Origin of the sequence: Ensifer sp. SL37 (genome assembly GCF_026672675.1) — a bacterium.
Classification (GTDB): Bacteria; Pseudomonadota; Alphaproteobacteria; order Rhizobiales; family Rhizobiaceae; genus Ensifer; species Ensifer adhaerens.
Genome location: NZ_JAPPRN010000006.1, coordinates 2,658,537 through 2,675,731, shown reverse-complemented (window position 1 = coordinate 2,675,731; position 17,195 = coordinate 2,658,537). Strand labels below are relative to the sequence as shown.

General features: G+C 63.8%; 21 protein-coding genes, 1 tRNA gene and 1 riboswitch. Of the genes, 12 read left to right on the top strand and 10 right to left on the bottom strand.

Going from position 1 to position 17,195, the window contains the following annotated elements; genetic code table 11:
• Nucleotides 1-107: 107 nt before the first annotated feature.
• Nucleotides 108-707: a TetR/AcrR family transcriptional regulator gene (locus OVA00_RS25080; protein ID WP_127889295.1), complete on the bottom strand. Its 600-nt coding sequence runs from the start codon at nt 705-707 to the stop codon at nt 108-110.
• A gap of 83 nt (nt 708-790) precedes the next feature.
• Here OVA00_RS25080 and OVA00_RS25075 point away from each other — a divergent pair, with 83 nt between their 5' ends.
• From OVA00_RS25075 to OVA00_RS25065, 3 genes are read left to right on the top strand one after another with little or no spacing between them, the layout of a single operon-like run.
• Nucleotides 791-1,606 carry a crotonase/enoyl-CoA hydratase family protein gene (locus OVA00_RS25075; protein WP_268089796.1) on the top strand — a complete coding sequence of 272 codons (816 nt, stop codon included), beginning with the start codon at nt 791-793 and terminating at the stop codon, nt 1,604-1,606.
• A gap of 50 nt (nt 1,607-1,656) precedes the next feature.
• Nucleotides 1,657-2,019 carry an ArsR/SmtB family transcription factor gene (locus tag OVA00_RS25070; RefSeq protein WP_268089795.1) on the top strand — a complete coding sequence of 121 codons (363 nt, stop codon included), beginning with the start codon at nt 1,657-1,659 and terminating at the stop codon, nt 2,017-2,019.
• Nucleotides 2,016-2,582, top strand: coding sequence for an SRPBCC family protein (locus tag OVA00_RS25065; RefSeq protein ID WP_090294387.1), 567 nt, complete (start codon nt 2,016-2,018; stop codon nt 2,580-2,582). Before OVA00_RS25070 ends, OVA00_RS25065 begins: the two co-directional genes overlap by 4 nt.
• Before the next feature lie 69 nt (nt 2,583-2,651).
• Here OVA00_RS25065 and OVA00_RS25060 read toward each other — a convergent pair whose 3' ends face one another.
• Nucleotides 2,652-3,131, bottom strand: a complete 480-nt coding sequence (locus OVA00_RS25060) for an anthrone oxygenase family protein (protein WP_060582594.1) — start codon at nt 3,129-3,131, stop codon at nt 2,652-2,654.
• Complete coding sequence (locus tag OVA00_RS25055; RefSeq protein ID WP_060515857.1) at nt 3,128-3,958, bottom strand: NAD(P)H-binding protein; 831 nt, start codon at nt 3,956-3,958, stop codon at nt 3,128-3,130. The genes OVA00_RS25060 and OVA00_RS25055 overlap by 4 nt, the downstream gene beginning before the upstream one ends.
• Nucleotides 3,959-4,062: 104 nt before the next feature.
• Between OVA00_RS25055 and OVA00_RS25050 the strand changes: the two genes are divergently transcribed.
• The 3 genes from OVA00_RS25050 to OVA00_RS25040 all read left to right on the top strand — a co-directional run bounded on the left by OVA00_RS25050 (nt 4,063) and on the right by OVA00_RS25040 (nt 6,228).
• Nucleotides 4,063-4,755, top strand: coding sequence for a TetR/AcrR family transcriptional regulator (locus OVA00_RS25050; RefSeq protein ID WP_268089794.1), 693 nt, complete (start codon nt 4,063-4,065; stop codon nt 4,753-4,755).
• A riboswitch (cobalamin riboswitch) is annotated at nt 4,754-5,015 on the top strand. It overlaps the preceding gene by 2 nt.
• A gap of 41 nt (nt 5,016-5,056) precedes the next feature.
• The gene (locus OVA00_RS25045; protein ID WP_034791966.1) at nt 5,057-5,233 is read left to right on the top strand and encodes a CbtB domain-containing protein; all 177 of its coding nucleotides are present in this window, start codon (nt 5,057-5,059) and stop codon (nt 5,231-5,233) included.
• 197 nt (nt 5,234-5,430) lie between these two features.
• Entirely contained in the window at nt 5,431-6,228 is a 798-nt protein-coding gene (locus tag OVA00_RS25040) for a CbtA family protein (RefSeq protein WP_110818702.1), read from the top strand.
• Nucleotides 6,229-6,266: 38 nt separating this feature from the next.
• On the opposite strand, the gene OVA00_RS25035 is transcribed toward OVA00_RS25040, so the two are convergent.
• Nucleotides 6,267-7,115 (bottom strand): ferric iron reductase, encoded by an 849-nt coding sequence (locus tag OVA00_RS25035; protein WP_268089793.1) that lies wholly within the window; start codon nt 7,113-7,115, stop codon nt 6,267-6,269.
• Nucleotides 7,116-7,135: 20 nt separating this feature from the next.
• The gene (locus OVA00_RS25030) at nt 7,136-8,482 is read right to left on the bottom strand and encodes a glucoamylase family protein (protein ID WP_268089792.1); all 1,347 of its coding nucleotides are present in this window, start codon (nt 8,480-8,482) and stop codon (nt 7,136-7,138) included.
• A 147-nt stretch (nt 8,483-8,629) separates the two neighbouring features.
• Here OVA00_RS25030 and OVA00_RS25025 point away from each other — a divergent pair, with 147 nt between their 5' ends.
• The 3 genes from OVA00_RS25025 to OVA00_RS25015 all read left to right on the top strand — a co-directional run bounded on the left by OVA00_RS25025 (nt 8,630) and on the right by OVA00_RS25015 (nt 10,735).
• Entirely contained in the window at nt 8,630-9,424 is a 795-nt protein-coding gene (locus OVA00_RS25025) for a DUF1194 domain-containing protein (RefSeq protein ID WP_268089791.1), read from the top strand.
• A gap of 103 nt (nt 9,425-9,527) precedes the next feature.
• The gene (locus OVA00_RS25020) at nt 9,528-10,250 is read left to right on the top strand and encodes a GntR family transcriptional regulator (RefSeq protein ID WP_090294484.1); all 723 of its coding nucleotides are present in this window, start codon (nt 9,528-9,530) and stop codon (nt 10,248-10,250) included.
• A 245-nt stretch (nt 10,251-10,495) separates the two neighbouring features.
• A complete protein-coding gene (locus OVA00_RS25015) occupies nt 10,496-10,735 on the top strand; it encodes a DUF982 domain-containing protein (RefSeq protein WP_034791960.1) in 240 nt (79 codons plus the stop codon).
• Nucleotides 10,736-10,893: 158 nt separating this feature from the next.
• On the opposite strand, the gene OVA00_RS25010 is transcribed toward OVA00_RS25015, so the two are convergent.
• Together OVA00_RS25010 and OVA00_RS25005 are read right to left on the bottom strand one after the other, a co-directional pair.
• Nucleotides 10,894-11,910, bottom strand: a complete 1,017-nt coding sequence (locus OVA00_RS25010) for a glycoside hydrolase family 26 protein (protein WP_268089790.1) — start codon at nt 11,908-11,910, stop codon at nt 10,894-10,896.
• Nucleotides 11,911-12,096: 186 nt separating this feature from the next.
• Nucleotides 12,097-12,450: a hypothetical protein gene (locus OVA00_RS25005; protein ID WP_034791958.1), complete on the bottom strand. Its 354-nt coding sequence runs from the start codon at nt 12,448-12,450 to the stop codon at nt 12,097-12,099.
• Nucleotides 12,451-12,492: 42 nt separating this feature from the next.
• Between OVA00_RS25005 and OVA00_RS25000 the strand changes: the two genes are divergently transcribed.
• Nucleotides 12,493-12,915 carry a hypothetical protein gene (locus OVA00_RS25000; RefSeq protein WP_268089789.1) on the top strand — a complete coding sequence of 141 codons (423 nt, stop codon included), beginning with the start codon at nt 12,493-12,495 and terminating at the stop codon, nt 12,913-12,915.
• Between the two features lie 364 nt (nt 12,916-13,279).
• Complete coding sequence (locus OVA00_RS24995; RefSeq protein ID WP_192339248.1) at nt 13,280-14,470, top strand: glycosyltransferase family 4 protein; 1,191 nt, start codon at nt 13,280-13,282, stop codon at nt 14,468-14,470.
• Here OVA00_RS24995 and OVA00_RS24990 read toward each other — a convergent pair.
• The 3 genes from OVA00_RS24990 to OVA00_RS24980 form a co-directional block, all read right to left on the bottom strand.
• Nucleotides 14,467-14,865, bottom strand: a complete 399-nt coding sequence (locus tag OVA00_RS24990; RefSeq protein WP_268089788.1) for a hypothetical protein — start codon at nt 14,863-14,865, stop codon at nt 14,467-14,469. The genes OVA00_RS24995 and OVA00_RS24990 overlap by 4 nt on opposite strands.
• 120 nt (nt 14,866-14,985) lie before the next feature.
• Nucleotides 14,986-15,507, bottom strand: a complete 522-nt coding sequence (locus OVA00_RS24985; RefSeq protein ID WP_268089787.1) for an ATPase inhibitor subunit zeta — start codon at nt 15,505-15,507, stop codon at nt 14,986-14,988.
• A gap of 5 nt (nt 15,508-15,512) precedes the next feature.
• Nucleotides 15,513-15,588, bottom strand: a tRNA-Ile gene (locus OVA00_RS24980).
• A 259-nt stretch (nt 15,589-15,847) separates the two neighbouring features.
• On the opposite strand from OVA00_RS24980, the gene OVA00_RS24975 reads away from it, so the two are divergent.
• Nucleotides 15,848-16,588, top strand: a complete 741-nt coding sequence (locus OVA00_RS24975) for an SIMPL domain-containing protein (RefSeq protein WP_034803426.1) — start codon at nt 15,848-15,850, stop codon at nt 16,586-16,588.
• Nucleotides 16,589-17,195: the final 607 nt, after the last annotated feature.

Genomic DNA, 17,195 nt, shown 5'->3' with positions numbered 1-17,195 from the left:
TTGAGCCGCAACGCGGCCACACCGGCGCTCAATGGTTGTTCGGCTCCTGGCACTGCATCCTATACTGCCTGCCGATGGCAGCCGTTTGAAGCGGAAGTTGCAGCGCGTCAGGATGTCCCCTTTCCGTTGGCGCCGGCAAGCGCCACCCGCACAAGCGTCGCCGCAGCCTTGCCCGCCACCTCCATGTAGCTTGGATCCCGGTGCAGCAGCACGACCGCGAAACTGCCGTCGAGCAGCAGCAGGATCTGCTTTGCCAGCACGGCCGGCTCGGCGACACCGGCTTCGGTAAAGGTCTCGGCAATCCAGGCCTCGAACTTCTTCTTGTGGGCGGCACCGATGCGGATCGCCGGATGACCGGGCATGTTGGCAAGCTCGGCGGAGGTGCGCAGGAAGCCACAGCCCTTCCATTTCGGATGGCGCGCCGCCCGCGCCAGGTTGACGAAGATCGCCTCGACCTTGTCGGCAATGTCCCCGTCGCCCGCGTCGAACCACTTGCGGAAGAGTTTCAGATTGGGCTGGTCGCGGCCTTCGAGATAGGCGGCGATCAGCTCGTCCTTGCTGTCGAAATGATAGTAGAGCGTGCGTTTGGTCACGCCCGCGGCTTCCGCCACCGCATCGACGCTGACGGCGCGGATGCCCTCGGCATAAAACAGCTTTTCCGCCGCTGCGACGATCAGGTCCCGGGTCGATTTCTCTGCTTTCGCCATCTCTCATGTATACCGACTAGTGAATATACATGGCATCTTCCCTCACCTAGCCTCTCCCCGTCAACACCTGCCGGAGAGCAACCATGTCGAACACCGTGCTGATGCAGATTTCCGAGGGCATCGCCCTCCTCACTCTCAACCGCCCAGAGAAACTCAACGCGCTGAACTACGAGCTGATCGACCGGCTCATGAGCCTTCTCGAACAGATCGAAGCGAACGACGGCGTCGGCGCCGTGATCATCACCGGCACCGGCGACCGCGCCTTTTCCGCCGGCGGCGATATCCATGAGTTCTCGGAAAGCGTGGCCAAGGGCGTAAACCCGGCCGTGCGCGATTTCGTCCGTCGCGGCCAGGGCCTGACGGCCCGGCTCGAAGCCTTTCCGAAGCCGGTCATCGCTGCCGTCAACGGGCTTGCTTATGGCGGCGGCTGCGAGATCACCGAAGCGGTGCATCTCGCTGTTGCAAGCGACCAGGCGCGTTTTGCCAAACCGGAAATCAAGCTCGGCATGCCGCCGACCTTCGGCGGCACCCAGCGCCTGCCGCGGCTCGCCGGCCGCAAGCGCGCGCTTGAACTGCTGCTGACAGGCGAGGATTTCTTGGCCGATCGCGCGCTGGAGCTGGGGCTCGTCAACCATGTCGTCGCTCATGAGGAACTGATGTCGGCCGCCCGTGACCTGGCAAAACGCATCATGGGCCACTCCCCGCTTGCAGTGCGCTCGATTATCACCGCCGTCACCCGCGGCCTCAACATGTCGATCGCCGAGGGGCTGCTGGTCGAAAGCGAACAGTTTGCCCAGATGGTGCCGACCGACGATCTTGCCGATGCGCTTGCCGCCTGGAAGGGGCGGCGCCTCCACGACGACCCACCGCGGCCTGGTCTCTTTTCGCGATACTTTTAAATTCAACCGAACGGTTGACAATTAGGTCGAGCGAGAGGATATTCAACAATATGGTTGAATATCAGAACGCACATCTCGATACCGTGTTTCACGCGCTTTCGGACCCGACGCGGCGCGCCATGCTCCAGGACCTTTCGCAGGGCGAAAGACTGGTGGGCGAGCTTGCGGCGCCGTTCTCGATCTCGCTGGCCGCGGCATCGAAGCACATCAAGGTGCTGGAAGGAGCAGGTCTGGTGCGCCGCGAAGTGAAAGGTCGCACGCATGTGTGCCGGCTCGATGCCGCGCCGATGCATGCCGGCATGGAATGGATGCGCCACTACGAAGCCTTCTGGCGCACCCGCATCGACGCACTCGAGGCGCTGCTTCTCGCCGAAGACGCCACAATCCAAACTGATCCGGAGGAAAAGCCATGACTTCGTCTGCCACAGCCTTTGCCGGCGCCGATTACGGCCGTGTCGTCGCACCGGACGCGGTGCGCATCGAGCGCCTGCTTCCCGGCCCGATCGAGCGGGTCTGGTCCTATCTGACGGAGGAAAGCAAGCGCCGGCTCTGGATGGCGTCCGGAACGATCGGATCGAAGGAAGGGGCCGAGGTCGAGCACGTCTTCCGCCATTCGGAACTGACGACGGAGGACGATCGGCCACCGCAGAAATACGCCGAGCACGCCGGCGAGGTGCGCAATTACGGCCACGTGCTCGCCTGGGAGCCGCCACGACTACTGGCCTATACCTGGAACGAAGAGACCGGCACCCCGTCGGAGGTCCGCTTCGAGCTCAGCCCCCGCGGCGACAAGGTGCTGCTCGTCGTCACCCATAAGCGCATCGCCGACCGCGCGGTCATGACCAGCTTCTCCGCCGGCTGGCACGTGCACCTCGACATTTTGCGCGCTCTGCTCGAAGGCGAAAAGCCGGCAGCCTTCTGGAGCAAGTTTGCCGACCTTGAAGCGCAATACGACGCGCGTATTCCGAAGCCCTGACGGCGGGATGTGCTTGAAGGTCAAGGCGCGTGCAGGCGCCGGCAAGGATCGACTTGCCGGCGCTTTTCGTCAGGTGCGGGCGAAACCGAGAACGAAAAACGCCAGCGCGCCGATCGAGGCCCATGTGCGCACGTGGTTCCACCAGACCCAATCGGTCAGATAGCGCTCACGCCAGAGATCGGTCGCCGCCTGACCGGGGGCTGCCGCGGCGAGCGCGTCATTCATCGGCACGTTGAAGACAATGGTCACCAGCAGCACGCCAACGACATAGGCAATGCCACCGGCGGCAAGCCACCACCTGCCCTCGCCCCCCGAGATGAAGGCGACGACGACGAGCGCCAGGGCGAGCAGCGCCGTGCCCATGAAGGCGCTGAGGAAGATCGGGTTCTGGATCACGACATTGATGGCGTTCATCGCGGCGATCCCCTGCTCCGGCGGCAGCCGCGACAGGGCCTGCATGATGCAGACCGAGAAGATGAAGAAAAGCCCGGCCATCAGGCCGGAACCGATCGCGGCGGCAAACGCCAGAGCGGGGATCAGCGGGATCATGCGGCAAGACTCCAAACACCAGTTGCTGCGGTTTCCCGGGCGTAATCGGCAAAGTCGCGCGGACGCCGCCCAAGCACGCGCTCGACATCGGACGTCATGCTGGAATTGCGTCCGTCGAGCACCGAGGTGAAGAGATAGCGGATGAGTTCGACATAGTCATCCGGCACGCCGTCCGCCTTGAGATGCGCTGCGAAGTCGGAAACCGGAATGGCCTGATAAGAGATCCGACGGTTGGCGGCCGCGGCGATCTCGGCGACGGCCTGGGCAAAGGTCATCAGGCGCGGGCCGGTCAAGGCATAGACCTTGCCGATATGCGCATCGTCCAGAAGGGCCTCAACCGCCACGTCGGCAATGTCGTCGCAACTGACGAAGGGCTCGGTAACCTCGTCCACCGGCAGGAAGACCGAACCACTCACCACGCCGTCGGCCAGGAAGCCTTCGTCGAAGTTCTCGAAGAACCAGCTGCCCCGGATGACCGTCCAGTCGGCGCCGGAAGCCTGCAGCGCACGCTCGGAGGCTTCCGCCTCGTCCTCGCCGCGGCCCGACAGGAGCACCAGCCGTTTGATGCCGGAGCGAACGGCAAGACTCGAGAACTTGGCGATGACGTCGACGGCGCCCGGCACCGCCAGATCGGGCTGGTAGCAGACATAGATGCGATCGACATTTTCAAGGGCGGGCGTCCAGGTCGCCTCATCCGTCCAATCGAAGGAAGGCGACGCCGAACGGGCGCCGATGCGGACCGCTATGCCCCGCTCCCGAAGGCGATCGGCCACCCGCCGCCCCGTCTTGCCGGTACCGCCCAAAACCAGTGTGACTTTCTGAGACATCGTTTCCTCCTGAGGTTCCACCAACAAACATGAGCATCTCTCACATTTGCAAATGTGATAAATCCTCGTATTTTAAGAGTCAAGTCAAAATGTGAGCATTACTCATGATTCCAGATGCAAGTCCCGCCACGCTTCCCGCTGACGACGAGCCTGCGCTGCGCCGGACGCCGAGCCAGAAGCGCAGCCGCGAGCGCGTCGAGCAGATCCTTGCCTGCGCGACGGCGCTCATCCAGGAGAAGGGCAGCGACGCCATGCGCATGAGCGAAGTCGCTGAAAAGGCGGGGATTTCGATCGGCTCGCTGTATCAGTACTTTCCCGACAAGGCGGCAATCGTGCGCACGCTGGCCGAGCGCTACAATGCGGTCTGCAACGAGTGCATCGCGGCCGAACTGGCCAAGGTCACGTCGATAGCCGAACTGCGCGACGCCTTCTCGCTGCTGTTCGACATCTACTACGACATGTTCCTCGCCGAGCCGGTCATGCGCGACATCTGGTCGGCGATGCAGGCCGACAAGGCGCTGCGCGAGATCGATCTTGCGCAAAGCCGCGCCGGCGGAAAGCTGCTTGCCGATGTCTGGGCCCGCCTTGTGCCGGAGACGCCGCGCGAAGAGATCGACAGCGCCGCCTTCCTGATCATGCATCTCGGCGACTGCACCATGCGACTTGCAGTCTCGGTCGACCGGGCCGAGGGTGACCAGCTCGTCGAAGCCTACAAACGCATGACCATCAAGGATTTTGTCGCGGATGGACCGCGCGGCGGCGCGCACTCAATTGACAACTCCATGACACAATCCTAATCATCTGGGATCGATTGGTTCCCGGGACGCGAACGTGTTTCGGGAGTAAACGGGAATGTGACGGATGGACCCAAGCTGGGCATTCAAATCACGGCCGACCCCGCGACTGTAGAGCGACGTCGATCCACCGTTCCGGGGCGATCCGGAAGAAGCCACTGGCAAGACCGCGAGAGGGCGGCCGAGCTGGGAAGGCGAGGCAGATCGAGGGCATCGAGCCCAACGCCGTGAGCCAGGAAACCTGCCACTCGATACGGGCATAGGGCCCAACCGGGAATTTCCCGATGCCATCACGGAGGTTGTCATGGCTACGTCTACCATTTCGAGCACCCCGCTCTCCCTCAGCGATCGTCTGACCGCTGGCGTCATTGCGCTCTTCATCGGCGCATTCCTCGTCTTTGGCGCCGGCCTTGCCAACTCGGCAGTGCTGCACGACACGGCGCACGACACCCGCCACTCCTACGGCTTTCCCTGCCACTGACCGATGCGCCGGAACGTGACCAACGTTCCGCATCGAACAATCTGCGGACCTGAACGCATCCGGCCCGAGCCGGATGGAGGCCTGCGTGCATCCCGGTTTTTCCGGCGCGCGAAGGCCATCCGCAGCATAGGGAAAATGGGAAGGCTCAAGGACCACGCCACAGGGCGTGGCTTTTGTCGTTATCGAGGGATTTCAAGATGATTGTCAGAACGCTTCTGGCCGCGATCGTGGCTGGATTGATTGCCGGTGTCTTCATGACCGGCGCCCAGGAACTGCGCGTCACACCGCTGATCCTGCATGCAGAAGAATTCGAAGGCGAGGCACCGGCCGCTACCGAACAGCCCGCCGCCCAGCCGGGTGCGGCACAGCCGGCCGCAGAAAACCACGACCAGCATTCGTCGCTCAAAGCCGTGTCGCCGTTCGGCGCCTTTCTCGACGCTTTGTCGCCGATCACCCCGGCCTATGCCCATGAGGGCGAGCATGAGGAAGGCGGCATCATGTTCGGCATGAGCCGCTTCTCCGGCACGCTGATGGCGAACCTCGTCACAGGTTCCGGCTTCGGCCTGCTGCTCGCCGGCGTCAGCCTGGTGATCGGCTACCCGATCACGCTCAGGAACGGCGCGCTGTGGGGCGCCTGCGGCTGGCTTGCGGTGCACATGCTGCCGGCGATCGGTCTGCCGCCGGAACTGCCGGGCTTTCCGGCAGCCGAACTCGGCGACCGCCAGACCTGGTGGCTGGTGACCGTGGCGCTCTCCGCCGTCGGCCTCTATCTCGTCGTCCTGCGCGAGGAGATCGTCTCCAAGGTCGCAGGCCTGGTGCTGATCGCAGCACCCCATGTCTACGGGGCGCCGCAGCCGCTCGATATCACCAGCAACGTTCCGGCCGTGCTCGGCGCCGAGTTTGCGGTTGCCGCACTCGCCACCACGCTTGCCTTCTGGATCGTGCTCGGCGTCGTCTCCGGCTTCATCAACGAGCGCTTCGTCAAGGCACAGTGATCACTGATCACAGATCGTCAGCAAAGCGACGGCGGGGTTCAGGTCCCGCCGTTTTGCATGAGATGCGCCGCCAGCCGCGCGCGGCGATCTTCCGGCTCCAGCAGCACGCAAGTGTCGCAGAACCTGCCCCCTTCCGTCTTGAAGTAGAGACAGCAGCCGCAACGGATCCGATACTGGCGCGACAGCTCAGCGCCGCTTGCCGGATCGAGAGCCGCGATCTGCTCGTAGCAGAGCTCCTCTGAGTAGAGCCGCGAACCCGGTCGTTTGACGATCGCCAGCGCCTCGGCCATGCCGCGCGCCTCGTCGCCGATCGCGCGGCCGATTTCCAGGAACGCGCCGGCCAGGGCATCGGCCGCGAGCCGCCATTGCGCCCCGCTCGACAGCCCTGCTCGCGCTTTCAGAACCGCAACGACGGGTGCCAGATGGGCGATGAAGCCCTGTTCGAATGCGCTGACGCCTTCGCCACCCTGGCGCTCCGTGGCCGGCGGATGCAGGCGAAAATGATAGCGCTTGCCCGCGACCTCGACGCCACGGTGAAGCCGCGTCCAATCCTCGAAACGAATGCCGGCCACCTCCGCCTGCAACCCGGCGCCGAGATGGAACGCGCCAAGGACCACGCTCAGCTGGCGGCTATAGAAGGCGATCAGATGCGCCGCCCGGATCCGGTCGGTCATGCCGACCCCGAAGAAATCCTGATAGGCGAGCCCCGCCTCAAGGCCAGCGCTGCCCGCAGCCCAGAAGTCGCCCGGCGCGCTGAAATCACTGGCCGCCGGCCCGAGCGAGACGGCAGCCTCGGGAAACTGGGTACGCAGATGGTCGGCGACGGCCAGCGCCTGCGGCGCAAACGCCGCGGTCTCCGCTGTCGGCCGGTGGTCGTTCAAGCGCATGCCGTCTCCGTCGTCCATTCTCATCCTCTGGCGCGGGATGCGGGCGGATTACCACACGCGCCTTCCCCCTCCTGCAGCCAGCCACCGTCGAAGCCCGCCCGTTCAAGGCCGAGGCGGATCGCCGGCATGCTGCGCATCAGCGCCCAGCTAAGGCCGCTTTGCCAGTTCTCGATCATCATGACAACGAGGCCCTGGTCAAGACCGACGACCCGCGCATCGATCCAGCCCTCCGGGCCTACGCCGGCGGCCAGGCTCGGGTTAAAGCCGCCGGGAAAGCGCCCTTCGCTCAAAAGTCCCGAATAACTGTCTGCCATATGCACGAGGGAGGCCTGCGCCGCATCCGGCTCGAACGGCAGGCAGGCAAGCGGCGCCCAGGGCACGAGCGTGCCGTCATCAAGGCCGTAGGGTGCGCCGCGGTTCACATAGCCGAAAAGCCGCTGCTGGCGCCCATCCGCAAGCCGCAGCCGGCCGCGGGGCGCATGGCAGGCGCTCAGGCCCCACAGGTCCTCGCCATATCCGGCGAAACCGCCGGGATTGGAGCGCGCATGGTCCCGCTGCAAGGCGATGGCGCGTCGGGTATTCTCGAAATAGTCCGTCCCCCGCTCTCGCATCGGCCGGTCGGAAAGCCCGCGTAGATCGAGCCAGGCCTGCGGAAAGAGATGGATGAAGAGTGGGGCCGCATGCAGATGCGGCCGGCCGTCGACCGGAATCCAGTCATGGCCCTCGGCAAAGGCCGCATAGTGCTCCGGTTCGATCGAATGGTCGGGCGCGCCGAGTGCCAGCACATAGAGCAGCAGCGCTTCGCTGTAACCCCGCCAGCGATGCTTCAAGAACCGCCCCGGCGGCCGCCAGCCCATCGTCAGCGTGTCGCCCCGATTGAGCGCCCAGCGCCAGTCCACCCGCGCATAGAGCCGATCGGCAAGCGCGCGGATCTCGCATTCGTCCGCATCCCTACCGTAAAAATATGCAGAGGCGGTCAGGCAGCCGGCGATCAGCAGCGCCGTATCGACGGTCGAAAGCTCGCTCTGCCAGGTGCGCTCACCGGTCCGCATGTCGAGGAAGTGATGGTAGAAGCCGCGATAGCCGGTCGCCTGCCGGTGGCGGGACTGCGGGCTTTGGACAAGGAAGCGCAGGGTCGTCGCCACCCGCCGCGCCGCGTCGCTGCGCGAAAGCCAGCCGCGCTCGACGCCGATGGGATAGCAGGAAAGGCCGAAGCCGGTCGCAGCGATGCTCGCCGGCGCGCCCGGCAACGCGGTGTCGGCGATCAGTCCGGTGACCGGATCCGAATGTTCGAGGAAATACCCGAACGCCGCCTGCTGCAATCGATCGATCTGAAATCGCTCAGTATTTTCCGTACGCTGCGGCATTTCGCCTTTCCTGTCCGACCTCCGGCCTCATGCAGGACCCGGCAAAATCACTCTTTAGTGAAGGCCAACTACACCCAAACGGTCGCCGAAATCCAATCTTGTGTTACAGTCTTCTAATCTGACCGCGCGCAATGACTGGTTGAAGCGATGTTGAGCGTGTTGGCGTTACTCCTTTCATTGAGTGGTGGCCCGAGCCCATCGACCGCCGAGGCGACGAATGTCGACGTCGAACTGATCCTGGCGGTCGACATGTCCGGCTCGATGGATCTCGACGAGGCCCGCATCCAGAGGGCCGGCTATGTCGAGGCACTCCGGCATCGCGACTTCCTTGATGCGGTCGAAAGCGGCCAGCTGGGCAAGATCGCCATCGGCTATTTCGAATGGGCCGGAACGGTGAACGAGTCCTCCGTTGTCGCCTGGAAGGTCATCGACAATGCCGCCGACGCCGACGCCTTCGCCAAGCTGATCGAAGCGCGGCCGGTCGGCACACGCCGCGGCACCTCCATCTCCAACGCCATCACCTATGGCACGGCGCTGATCGATTCCAACGCGTTCAGCGGCGTGCGAAGGGTCATCGACATCTCCGGCGACGGGCCGAACAACATCGGCCCGCCGGTGCTTCCAGCCCGCGAGATCGCGATCACGCGCGGCATCACCATCAACGGGCTTGCCATCCTCGTCCGCCCGTCGGTTTCGACCGGCCCGCTTGACCAATATTATGCCGAATGTGTCATCGGCGGCCCCGGCTCCTTCGTGCTGCCGGTGCACGAGCCCGAAGATTTCTCCATCGCGATCCGCCAGAAACTGGTGCTCGAAGTCAGCGGCCTGCCACCGCCGCCGACCATACGCTATGTCGATGCCTTCCCGGCGCCCGATTGCCTGATCGGCGAGAAATTGCGGCCGGGCTTCCTCGACCGGGTCTATCCGGAGCTCGACAAGTAGCCTCGTTTGACTTGACGATCCCGCGCAACCTTTGCGCGTCAGATTGTCGTTTCCCTTCGCTTCGTCCGACGATAAGATGGCGCGTTGCTTCGCGGATCGATTCATGTCCTTGACCACCACGCCCCATCAGGCCGACCTGGCCACAGACCCGACCACCGACACCGGCAGTCAGCACATCCGCGATACATTGCGCGATGCGATCGTCGAGCGGCGGCTTGCGCCTGGCACGAAGCTTTCGGAAAGCGACGTCGGCGAACTCTTCAACGTCAGCCGAACGCTGGTGCGCGCCGCCCTGCAGGCGCTGTCCTATGAGGGCCTCGTCAACGTCGAGAAGAACCGCGGCGCCTTCGTTGCGCACCCTTCGATCGACGAGGCGCGCCAGATCTTTGCGACCCGCCGGCTGATCGAGCCCGGCGTCGTGCGCGCCGCCGCCGCCCAGATCGGCAAGGCGGAGCTTTCCGAACTCAGGCGCATGCTGGCAGCCGAGCGCCAACTGACCGAACAGCGCGGTCAATCGGCCCGTCGTGCGGAAATCAAGGCATCGGGCGATTTCCACCTGGCGCTTGCCGACCTCTCGGGCAACACCATTCTGCGCCGCTTCATGGACGAGCTCGTCGCCCGCTCCTCGCTGGTCATCGCGCTTTACGGACAATCGACCGTTTCGAGCTGCGGCCACAGCGAACACGACGAGATCGTCAACGCGATCGAGCGGGGCGACATCGACGCGGCGGCGCGGCTGATGGTCCACCACATCGACCATATCGAAGCCGACCTCGACCTGCGCGTTCTGAAGTCGACCGACCTCAAGGCAGCGCTGGAACTCTAGTGCCGCCACCTGCGCCGGGCCTGGATTTTCAAAGCTTTTCAACATCGGTCCGAGCTCGATGGAGCTCCCCGCCGCACCTCCCTTCGTCCGCCGTCGGCAAAAGCGACGCAACCAAAAGATCAGGTTCGCAAAGCCGGAGAGAACTCGCCTGCCGTCAGCGCGAATAAAATCGGTCGACAACATGGAACCATCCCGCTGCTCTCGCGTTGCCCTCTCGCTCGAAAAGACTGTGAACGAGGAATGCAATGAGCGAGAAACTCTTTCCCACTCCCATCCCCCTGAAACTTTCGGCACGACGGCAGACCGTGGTCAGAACGGTGTTCGAAGCCGTGGAACTGCTCAGGCAGTGGCCGGGCCGTCGTGGCCGGGAATATCGCGCAGCCCTCAGGCGCTGCCTGGATGCGCTGGATGGATTGACGAGTACGGACCGGGCGAGCCGCTGCTTTGCCGCAGCCGCCCGGGAATCGGGCCTGTTGCTGGCCTGATCCGGGCGACCGGGATGATCCGGAACCGCAAAGGTGATCCGGGATATCAAGGGCTCGGAGTTTGAAGCTTTCACGATGCGCCGAAGGACGATCGGCGCATCGCCCCGACCGAAAGCATCTCAGCTGCGATCAGCAAGATTTCATGCCACGCGCGGCGATCAGTCGGCGAGTTCGGCCGCTTCCTTCGGTCCACGGTCGGCAAGCGCCTTGAGCGCCGCCTTGTCGAGCCGCCAGTCCGGCGCTCCGTAACCGAGCGGCCACTTGTACGGCTCCTTGTCGTTGAAGAAGACGACGGTCGTCAGAAGCGGGAAGGCCTGGCGGTAGGTCTGCTGATCCAGGATTTCGGCATACCATGCACGCTTGTAATCGGCCGAGCCGGAGACCCCGAGTTCGGCAACGATCACGGGCTTGCCGTAACGCGAAACGCGCTGGTACTTTTCCTTGAGCGCTTCGCCGAAGCGACGCTCGCGACCCCAATAGTCGACGTCCATCTTCTGCAGTCCCCAGACAGGGATGCCGATCGCATCGACGACGTCGTCGCCCGGATAATAGGCCGCGAGATTGCGATGGCCCTTCGGCGACCAGACGTAGCGGGCGGCCGGCGCGAGTTCCCGGCACTTGCTGACGAAGTAGCGGAACGCCGTCTTGTAGCCTTCGCTGTCGCGCCGCGCCCAGGGATAGCGCTCGCCGGGCTCTTCCATCTCATGGCCCCAGCGAACGTAGACCCGCCCGCGGAAGTCGGCGGCGCGCGTGCAAATATCGGTAATCTCGCGATCGAAGCGGCCCTTGCCGATATCGGCAAACAGCCGGTTGCCGCCGGCGCGCCAGTCGGCGGCATGGGTATAGGGCTCGACTGAAAGCATCAGCGCCCGCCCCTGTCGCGCGGCATTTGCGAACTTCCGATTCAGCTGCGCCCGATCCGGCTTCTGCCAGTAGACGAAGACATGCTCGAGTGTCAGCGCGTCGCTGGATGCGACCGCATCTTGCGGATCGTAAACACCGATTTCGACCGTGCGTGTTTCCCGCTCCCTTGCCTCAGGCGTGATGGCGGCGGTCGTCAGCGACCGGTCGATACCGTCTACGGGATCCTGCGCGCGGCCCGGCGTGACTCCGGCAACCGCCAGAAGCGCCAGCGCGCCGGCACCGAGGACCGATCTTGGGACAGCAATAGGCAACGATTTTCTCCGGCGTGCCACATCTGGCACCGCATAAAACCAGACATGGCTTGCTGCGCGCTGGAAGCCGGTGCGATCGCGAGGCCGTGGGCGTCATGCCCGGATGGCAAAAAGGCCGCCGCCAAGGCTGGCAACCGCCCCGTCTCCATGATCGATTGCGCCTGCCTTCCAGAACGCGACAGACTGTTAGAGCGAGGCTCTGAGGAAACAGTGCGACGTGCGCCCGAAGCCGCTCGGCGAGCAGATATAGGGCGCGCGGCCGAGGTAGGTTGCCGTGCGCCTGCGCGTCGGTGCCGGCTCGACGATGTCTTCATCCGCCTCGGCGATCTTCAGCTGCTTCTCTTCCTTGCGGACCTTGATCGAAGGGCTCGCATAGGCACTCGAATGGCCCGATGCAAACAGCGGCGTTTCGCTGACGACCGTCGACGAGCAGCCGGCGGACAGAAGCAGGAGGCTTAGAACTGATGTCGTCGGTACGAGAAACTTGAAACCCGAAACGGCGGTGCGGCCTACGCCGGCACATGCGGTTTTGATTCGCATAAACGTCCTTTCGAATAGCGGTCCAGCCGCCTGGGGCTTCCTTTGGGCGAAAAGGCGGCGATCTTCAACCCCCTTTTTCATTATTCATTGCTTAAATTAACAATTCCTTTCTTAGAGATTCCGCCATGGTTGTGCCGCCACTTTCGCCCTGCTCTGGCGAACATCGACGCCTTGCGGACGGCGGACGCAGGCATCGGCGCGGGCTATGAGCGAAACAAATACGGAAAAGCAAAGGCTTGCCAGACCCCCTGTATCACGGCATCGGCGAACGGCGACCCGTCTCTGCCGCTTCCGCGCCACCACGCCCGGTGGCAATATCCGGCCGATGCTACGGCTGATGTCCCCGGACAAAAAATCGACCCCAGCCACCGGTTCTCCGCTGGAATCCGGACGGCGGCGGCTGGCGGGGACGACGGGCCGCTGCCATTCGCTATTTTTAGCTATCGCGCATTTACGGATCCTTGACCTCTGACGGCCACCTTGGAGCGAGGCGCAACATGTTTGAGCGTATGCGCCCACTCCAAAACTGCCCGCCTTCCGCGGGCATTTTTTTGCGCGCACGGTAGCCCTGCGAGCACCAGCCGCCCGGTATTCCCAGAGACGACACCGTCCCCCGCGCGCCGCTTCAACCCGCCCCGTCCTCGGCGCCCATTGCACGGGCTGAGGCCCTCCAACGTCTGGTCTTGCCTTGCCGATGGGACATGCGAACTGCGCGCCGGCCAGCCGCGATCGGCTGTTCGCCAGCGCGTTTACCACACTGCGAAAGTCCCATTGCGCGAATTTAAGGAGTTGTTAATAATAGCAAGCGGAGAGCGAGGGGCAATCCAAATTGGATCAAGATACAGGTGCCGACATCGTCGGAGCCGCCGGCATCGCTGGCGCGCGCATAACCATCATTGTTTCTGCACTCGGCGCCGGCGGCACCGAGCACGTCGTCAGTCTCGTTGCCAGCCACTGGGCCCGCCTCGGCTGCACCGTCACGGTCATTACACTCGAAGCGCCGACCTCCGAACCCTATTACAGGCTCGATCCGCGCGTCACCATCGAGCGACTCGACGTGCCGGTTCAGAAGGCTGGCAAGCTGCGGGCCGCCTGGCTGGTGGCAAGGCGGCTCTACCGACTGCGCTCGACGATCAGCCGCACCCGTCCCGACTTCGTGCTGAGCTTCCTGACGCGCACGAACGTGTTGACGCTGCTCGCAACACGAGGCCTCAGGCTTCCGGTGATCGTGTCCGAGCGCAACAACCCGGCGGTGCAGCCCTTCGGCCCCTTCTGGAAATGGCTGCAGCTTCGTCTCTACCCGCGCGCCTTTGCGCTGGTGACGATGACCAAGGGTGCGCTGGACTATTTCCCGCCGAATGTTCGCCGCTCCAGCCGGGTGATCGCCAATGCGATCAATCTGCCCGACGGCTGGCAAAAGAAGCGCGGCAACAATGTGCTCACCGCCGTCGGGCGCCTGACTGAGCAAAAGGGCTTCGATCTGCTGCTCGAAGCCTTCGCAAAGGTGGCCAGCGACCACCCCGAATGGAAGCTCGTCATCTGGGGCGAAGGCGAGGCGAGAAAAGCGCTGGAAGCCCAGCGCAACGCGCTCGGATTGGCCGACCGGGTGGAAATGCCCGGCGTCACCGCGAAACCCGGTCTCTGGGTCGAAACCGCCGACCTCTTCGTCCTGTCATCCCGCTACGAAGGCTGGGGCATCGCCCTGCTTGAAGCGATGGCCGCAGGCCTCCCCGTCGTCTCCTTCGCCTGCGAATGGGGCCCGACCGACATGATTGCCAACGGCGACGACGGCATTCTCGTCGAAAACGGCGACATCAACGCCCTGGCCGAAGCCCTCTCCAACCTGATGGGCGACGAGACCCTGCGCGCCCGTCTCGCGGCCAACGCCGAAGCCAATGTCAGACGCTACGACGCCGAACATATCCTCTCCCAATGGGACGCCGCGGCACTTTCGGCACTGGAAAACTCGAGCACCCCGAGGGCCACGATGAAGCCCCGGGCCATCCCCGCTTCCGGCTAAGGATCTGGCCGCGTTAGCGGAGACAACTGCGAACGTGGCCTCGGAAAGGGTATGTCCTGACAAAGCGGTCGTGACAGGCGAGCGCTTTGTAGACCAATGTTGGTCAGCGTGCCGCCGCAGTTGAAGACCCGGTAGATGCCGGCGCCGAAGCTGCCGCCGGAGGGGACGGAAACGTTGAGCGTGGCGTCGAGCACCAGGTTGCCACCGACATCGACAAGATCGTTGAGCGCGCCACCGGCGACATTGGCCTGGCCGAATTCGAAATCGAGGAAGGAAGCGGCAGCGAGCGACAGATTGCCATTGATCGTCAACGTTCCCGGGCTGTTGCCGGGCGCCAGCGTGCCGCGGTCGTTCACGACGACGCTGCCGCCGATCGTGCCGCTGCCGCCGGGCACGGCACCAGAACCAACCGTCGTCAGTCCGGTTGCAATCGACTGGTTGCCGTTGACCAGCAGCTTGCCGGCATCGACGTTCGTGGCACCCGAATAGCTGTTGCGCCGGAGAGGATCCGTCGCTCACGATCCTTGCATGAGGTGACGTGCAATCTGCACCAGCGCTGCATCGCTGCCGTCTGACCCCTTTGTTCGTTTTCCCGCCTCCAGCCAGCAAACGTTCATGACCGCCAGAATGTCGTCATCCGACTGGACCACGCCTGCCGCGTCAAAGTCTCTTCGAATGATCGCAAGAATGTCGCTGCGTTCGACCTCCAGCGCCGCCATCGCAAGACCATCCGAGTAGGTCTTGGCATTTTCGCCGGCAAGGGCCAGTTTCTCCGCCGCCCAAAAGCCAACCAGCTTGTTGCGACGTACGATTCGCACCATTTCCGCGCCCGGACCAGCCATCGAAATTCTCCATTGCTGCCTGGCCGGCCATCCTAGCAGAAACCACGAGGAAGAGGGTTGGATTATCCGACGTTGGCGGAACATGCCGTGCGCAATTTCGCGTCGTGCAAAGTCGCTGGAAGTGTCCCAAATCTGCGCGCACATCAAATCTGGGCAAAAATCAGCCAGAAAACCTAGAAAATTCAATGTTCGCAAGTGACTGGTGGGCCCGGAGGGACTCGAACCCCCAACCAAGCGGTTATGAGCCGCCGGCTCTAACCATTGAGCTACAGGCCCACTCTGGATCCGCTCCTGTCCTTAAACCGTAACGGTCCAGGGATAAGACACGGGGCAGCAACTTTAAGTGCTACGGTGGCCTTTGCGCTTCTGAACGAGGCGTGGCACCGTCGTGATCCAGGCCCGCGAACCAATGGCAGTTTGCGGGTGGCCAAGGCTCTAGCGGAAAACCTTTTTGCGGACAAGCCATTGCCGCAATGCTCACACAATCGATAGCCAAGAAGACGCTTGGGACGGAACAACCGGAGAGACATTGAAGATGATTTCCACACGCACTGCCCGCACGCTTTCGATCGCCGCCTTCGCCGCAGCTTTTGCTGGCGTTGCCGCCGCTCAGGCGCAGGAGACGGACAAGGACAAGGCCACCATCGTCGTTGCCGGCGAAGGCCGCGCGACGACCGCGCCGGACATGGCAGTCCTGCAGCTGAGCGTCGTCAAGGATGGCAAGACCGCGCGTGAAGCGCTGGACGCCAACAACAAGACCATGGCCGAAGTGCTGAAGGCGCTGAAGGACGGCGGCATTGCCGATCGCGACCTGCAGACGAGCGGCTTCATGCTCAACCCGCAATACAGCTACCCGACCAACACCGACGGCAGCAACCGCGCGCCGGAGTTGATCGGCTACCAGGTGACGAACGGCGTCAGCGTCCGCGTTCGCGATCTCGCCAAGCTCGGCGAAGTGATCGACAAGTCGGTTTCGCTCGGCGTCAACCAGGGTGGCGGCGTACAGTTCACCAACGACAAGCCGGAAGCCGTGATCACCGAAGCGCGCAAGGCAGCCGTTGCCGATGCCGTTGAGAAGGCCAAGGTGCTGGCCGAAGCGGCCGGCGTCTCGGTCGGCAAGATCGTCAACATCTCCGAGCAGGGCTTCCGCCCCGAGCCGGTGCCGATGATGCGCGCCGGCATGGCCAAGGAATATGCCGCCGACGCCGTTCCGGTCGCAACCGGCGAAAACAGCTACAACGTGACGGTCAACGTGACCTTCGAAATCAAGCAGTAAGGCTTGTCAGCAACGCCCGCGGCCAAGCGCGGGCGTTCAACGATCGAACGCCCCTGGTGCCAAGGATCGGTGCCGGGGGCTTTTCTTTTGGGCGCTGGTGATCGCGATGCACTCGACTAAGACTGGGCCCGGCGCTGAACGCCGTCCGACCTCCAGGCTTAAATTTGCCGGCACCTGCTTTGACATCGCTTCCCGCGCGCGATTTGCTGCCGTCCCTCGCCCTGCGGCATCGCCCGCGACCGCTCCGCGATCTCCGCCTGGCGTCGCCCTCGCCTTCACGTCCTCGTCATCCTCGCCGCTAAAGCGGACCTCCAGCCACATCGCATGGATCGTTGGTCCCGAGTGTTCGGTCGAGGAGATCCTTGGCAGGTGTTCCGGGCGATGGCTGACACATGGGCTGGATCCGGTCTGAAGAAGATCAGCCGATGCCTAGGCCGCAGATGTCCGCGATGGAATTGCGCCGCGCGTTCATTCGTCTGGCAATGCTAGAGGGCAAACCGGCCGGAGCCTTGCCGTCGGTTCGGCAACTACGGTGCCTGACACGACGATCGCCCGAGCGGACGATTCGCACGTGTGGACCGCGCTGTCGGCCTGATCCACTTCGCTT

Bases quoted from the DNA above. Each gene is read 5' to 3' on its own strand.
- OVA00_RS25080 (WP_127889295.1), bottom strand. From the start codon at position 707: ATGGCGAAAGCAGAGAAATCGACCCGGGACCTGATCGTCGCAGCGGCG.
- OVA00_RS25075 (WP_268089796.1), top strand. From the start codon at position 791: ATGTCGAACACCGTGCTGATGCAGATTTCCGAGGGCATCGCCCTCCTC.
- OVA00_RS25070 (WP_268089795.1), top strand. From the start codon at position 1,657: ATGGTTGAATATCAGAACGCACATCTCGATACCGTGTTTCACGCGCTT.
- OVA00_RS25065 (WP_090294387.1), top strand. From the start codon at position 2,016: ATGACTTCGTCTGCCACAGCCTTTGCCGGCGCCGATTACGGCCGTGTC.
- OVA00_RS25060 (WP_060582594.1), bottom strand. From the start codon at position 3,131: ATGATCCCGCTGATCCCCGCTCTGGCGTTTGCCGCCGCGATCGGTTCC.
- OVA00_RS25055 (WP_060515857.1), bottom strand. From the start codon at position 3,958: ATGTCTCAGAAAGTCACACTGGTTTTGGGCGGTACCGGCAAGACGGGG.
- OVA00_RS25050 (WP_268089794.1), top strand. From the start codon at position 4,063: ATGATTCCAGATGCAAGTCCCGCCACGCTTCCCGCTGACGACGAGCCT.
- OVA00_RS25045 (WP_034791966.1), top strand. From the start codon at position 5,057: ATGGCTACGTCTACCATTTCGAGCACCCCGCTCTCCCTCAGCGATCGT.
- OVA00_RS25040 (WP_110818702.1), top strand. From the start codon at position 5,431: ATGATTGTCAGAACGCTTCTGGCCGCGATCGTGGCTGGATTGATTGCC.
- OVA00_RS25035 (WP_268089793.1), bottom strand. From the start codon at position 7,115: ATGCGCTTGAACGACCACCGGCCGACAGCGGAGACCGCGGCGTTTGCG.
- OVA00_RS25030 (WP_268089792.1), bottom strand. From the start codon at position 8,482: ATGCCGCAGCGTACGGAAAATACTGAGCGATTTCAGATCGATCGATTG.
- OVA00_RS25025 (WP_268089791.1), top strand. From the start codon at position 8,630: ATGTTGAGCGTGTTGGCGTTACTCCTTTCATTGAGTGGTGGCCCGAGC.
- OVA00_RS25020 (WP_090294484.1), top strand. From the start codon at position 9,528: ATGTCCTTGACCACCACGCCCCATCAGGCCGACCTGGCCACAGACCCG.
- OVA00_RS25015 (WP_034791960.1), top strand. From the start codon at position 10,496: ATGAGCGAGAAACTCTTTCCCACTCCCATCCCCCTGAAACTTTCGGCA.
- OVA00_RS25005 (WP_034791958.1), bottom strand. From the start codon at position 12,450: ATGCGAATCAAAACCGCATGTGCCGGCGTAGGCCGCACCGCCGTTTCG.
- OVA00_RS24975 (WP_034803426.1), top strand. From the start codon at position 15,848: ATGATTTCCACACGCACTGCCCGCACGCTTTCGATCGCCGCCTTCGCC.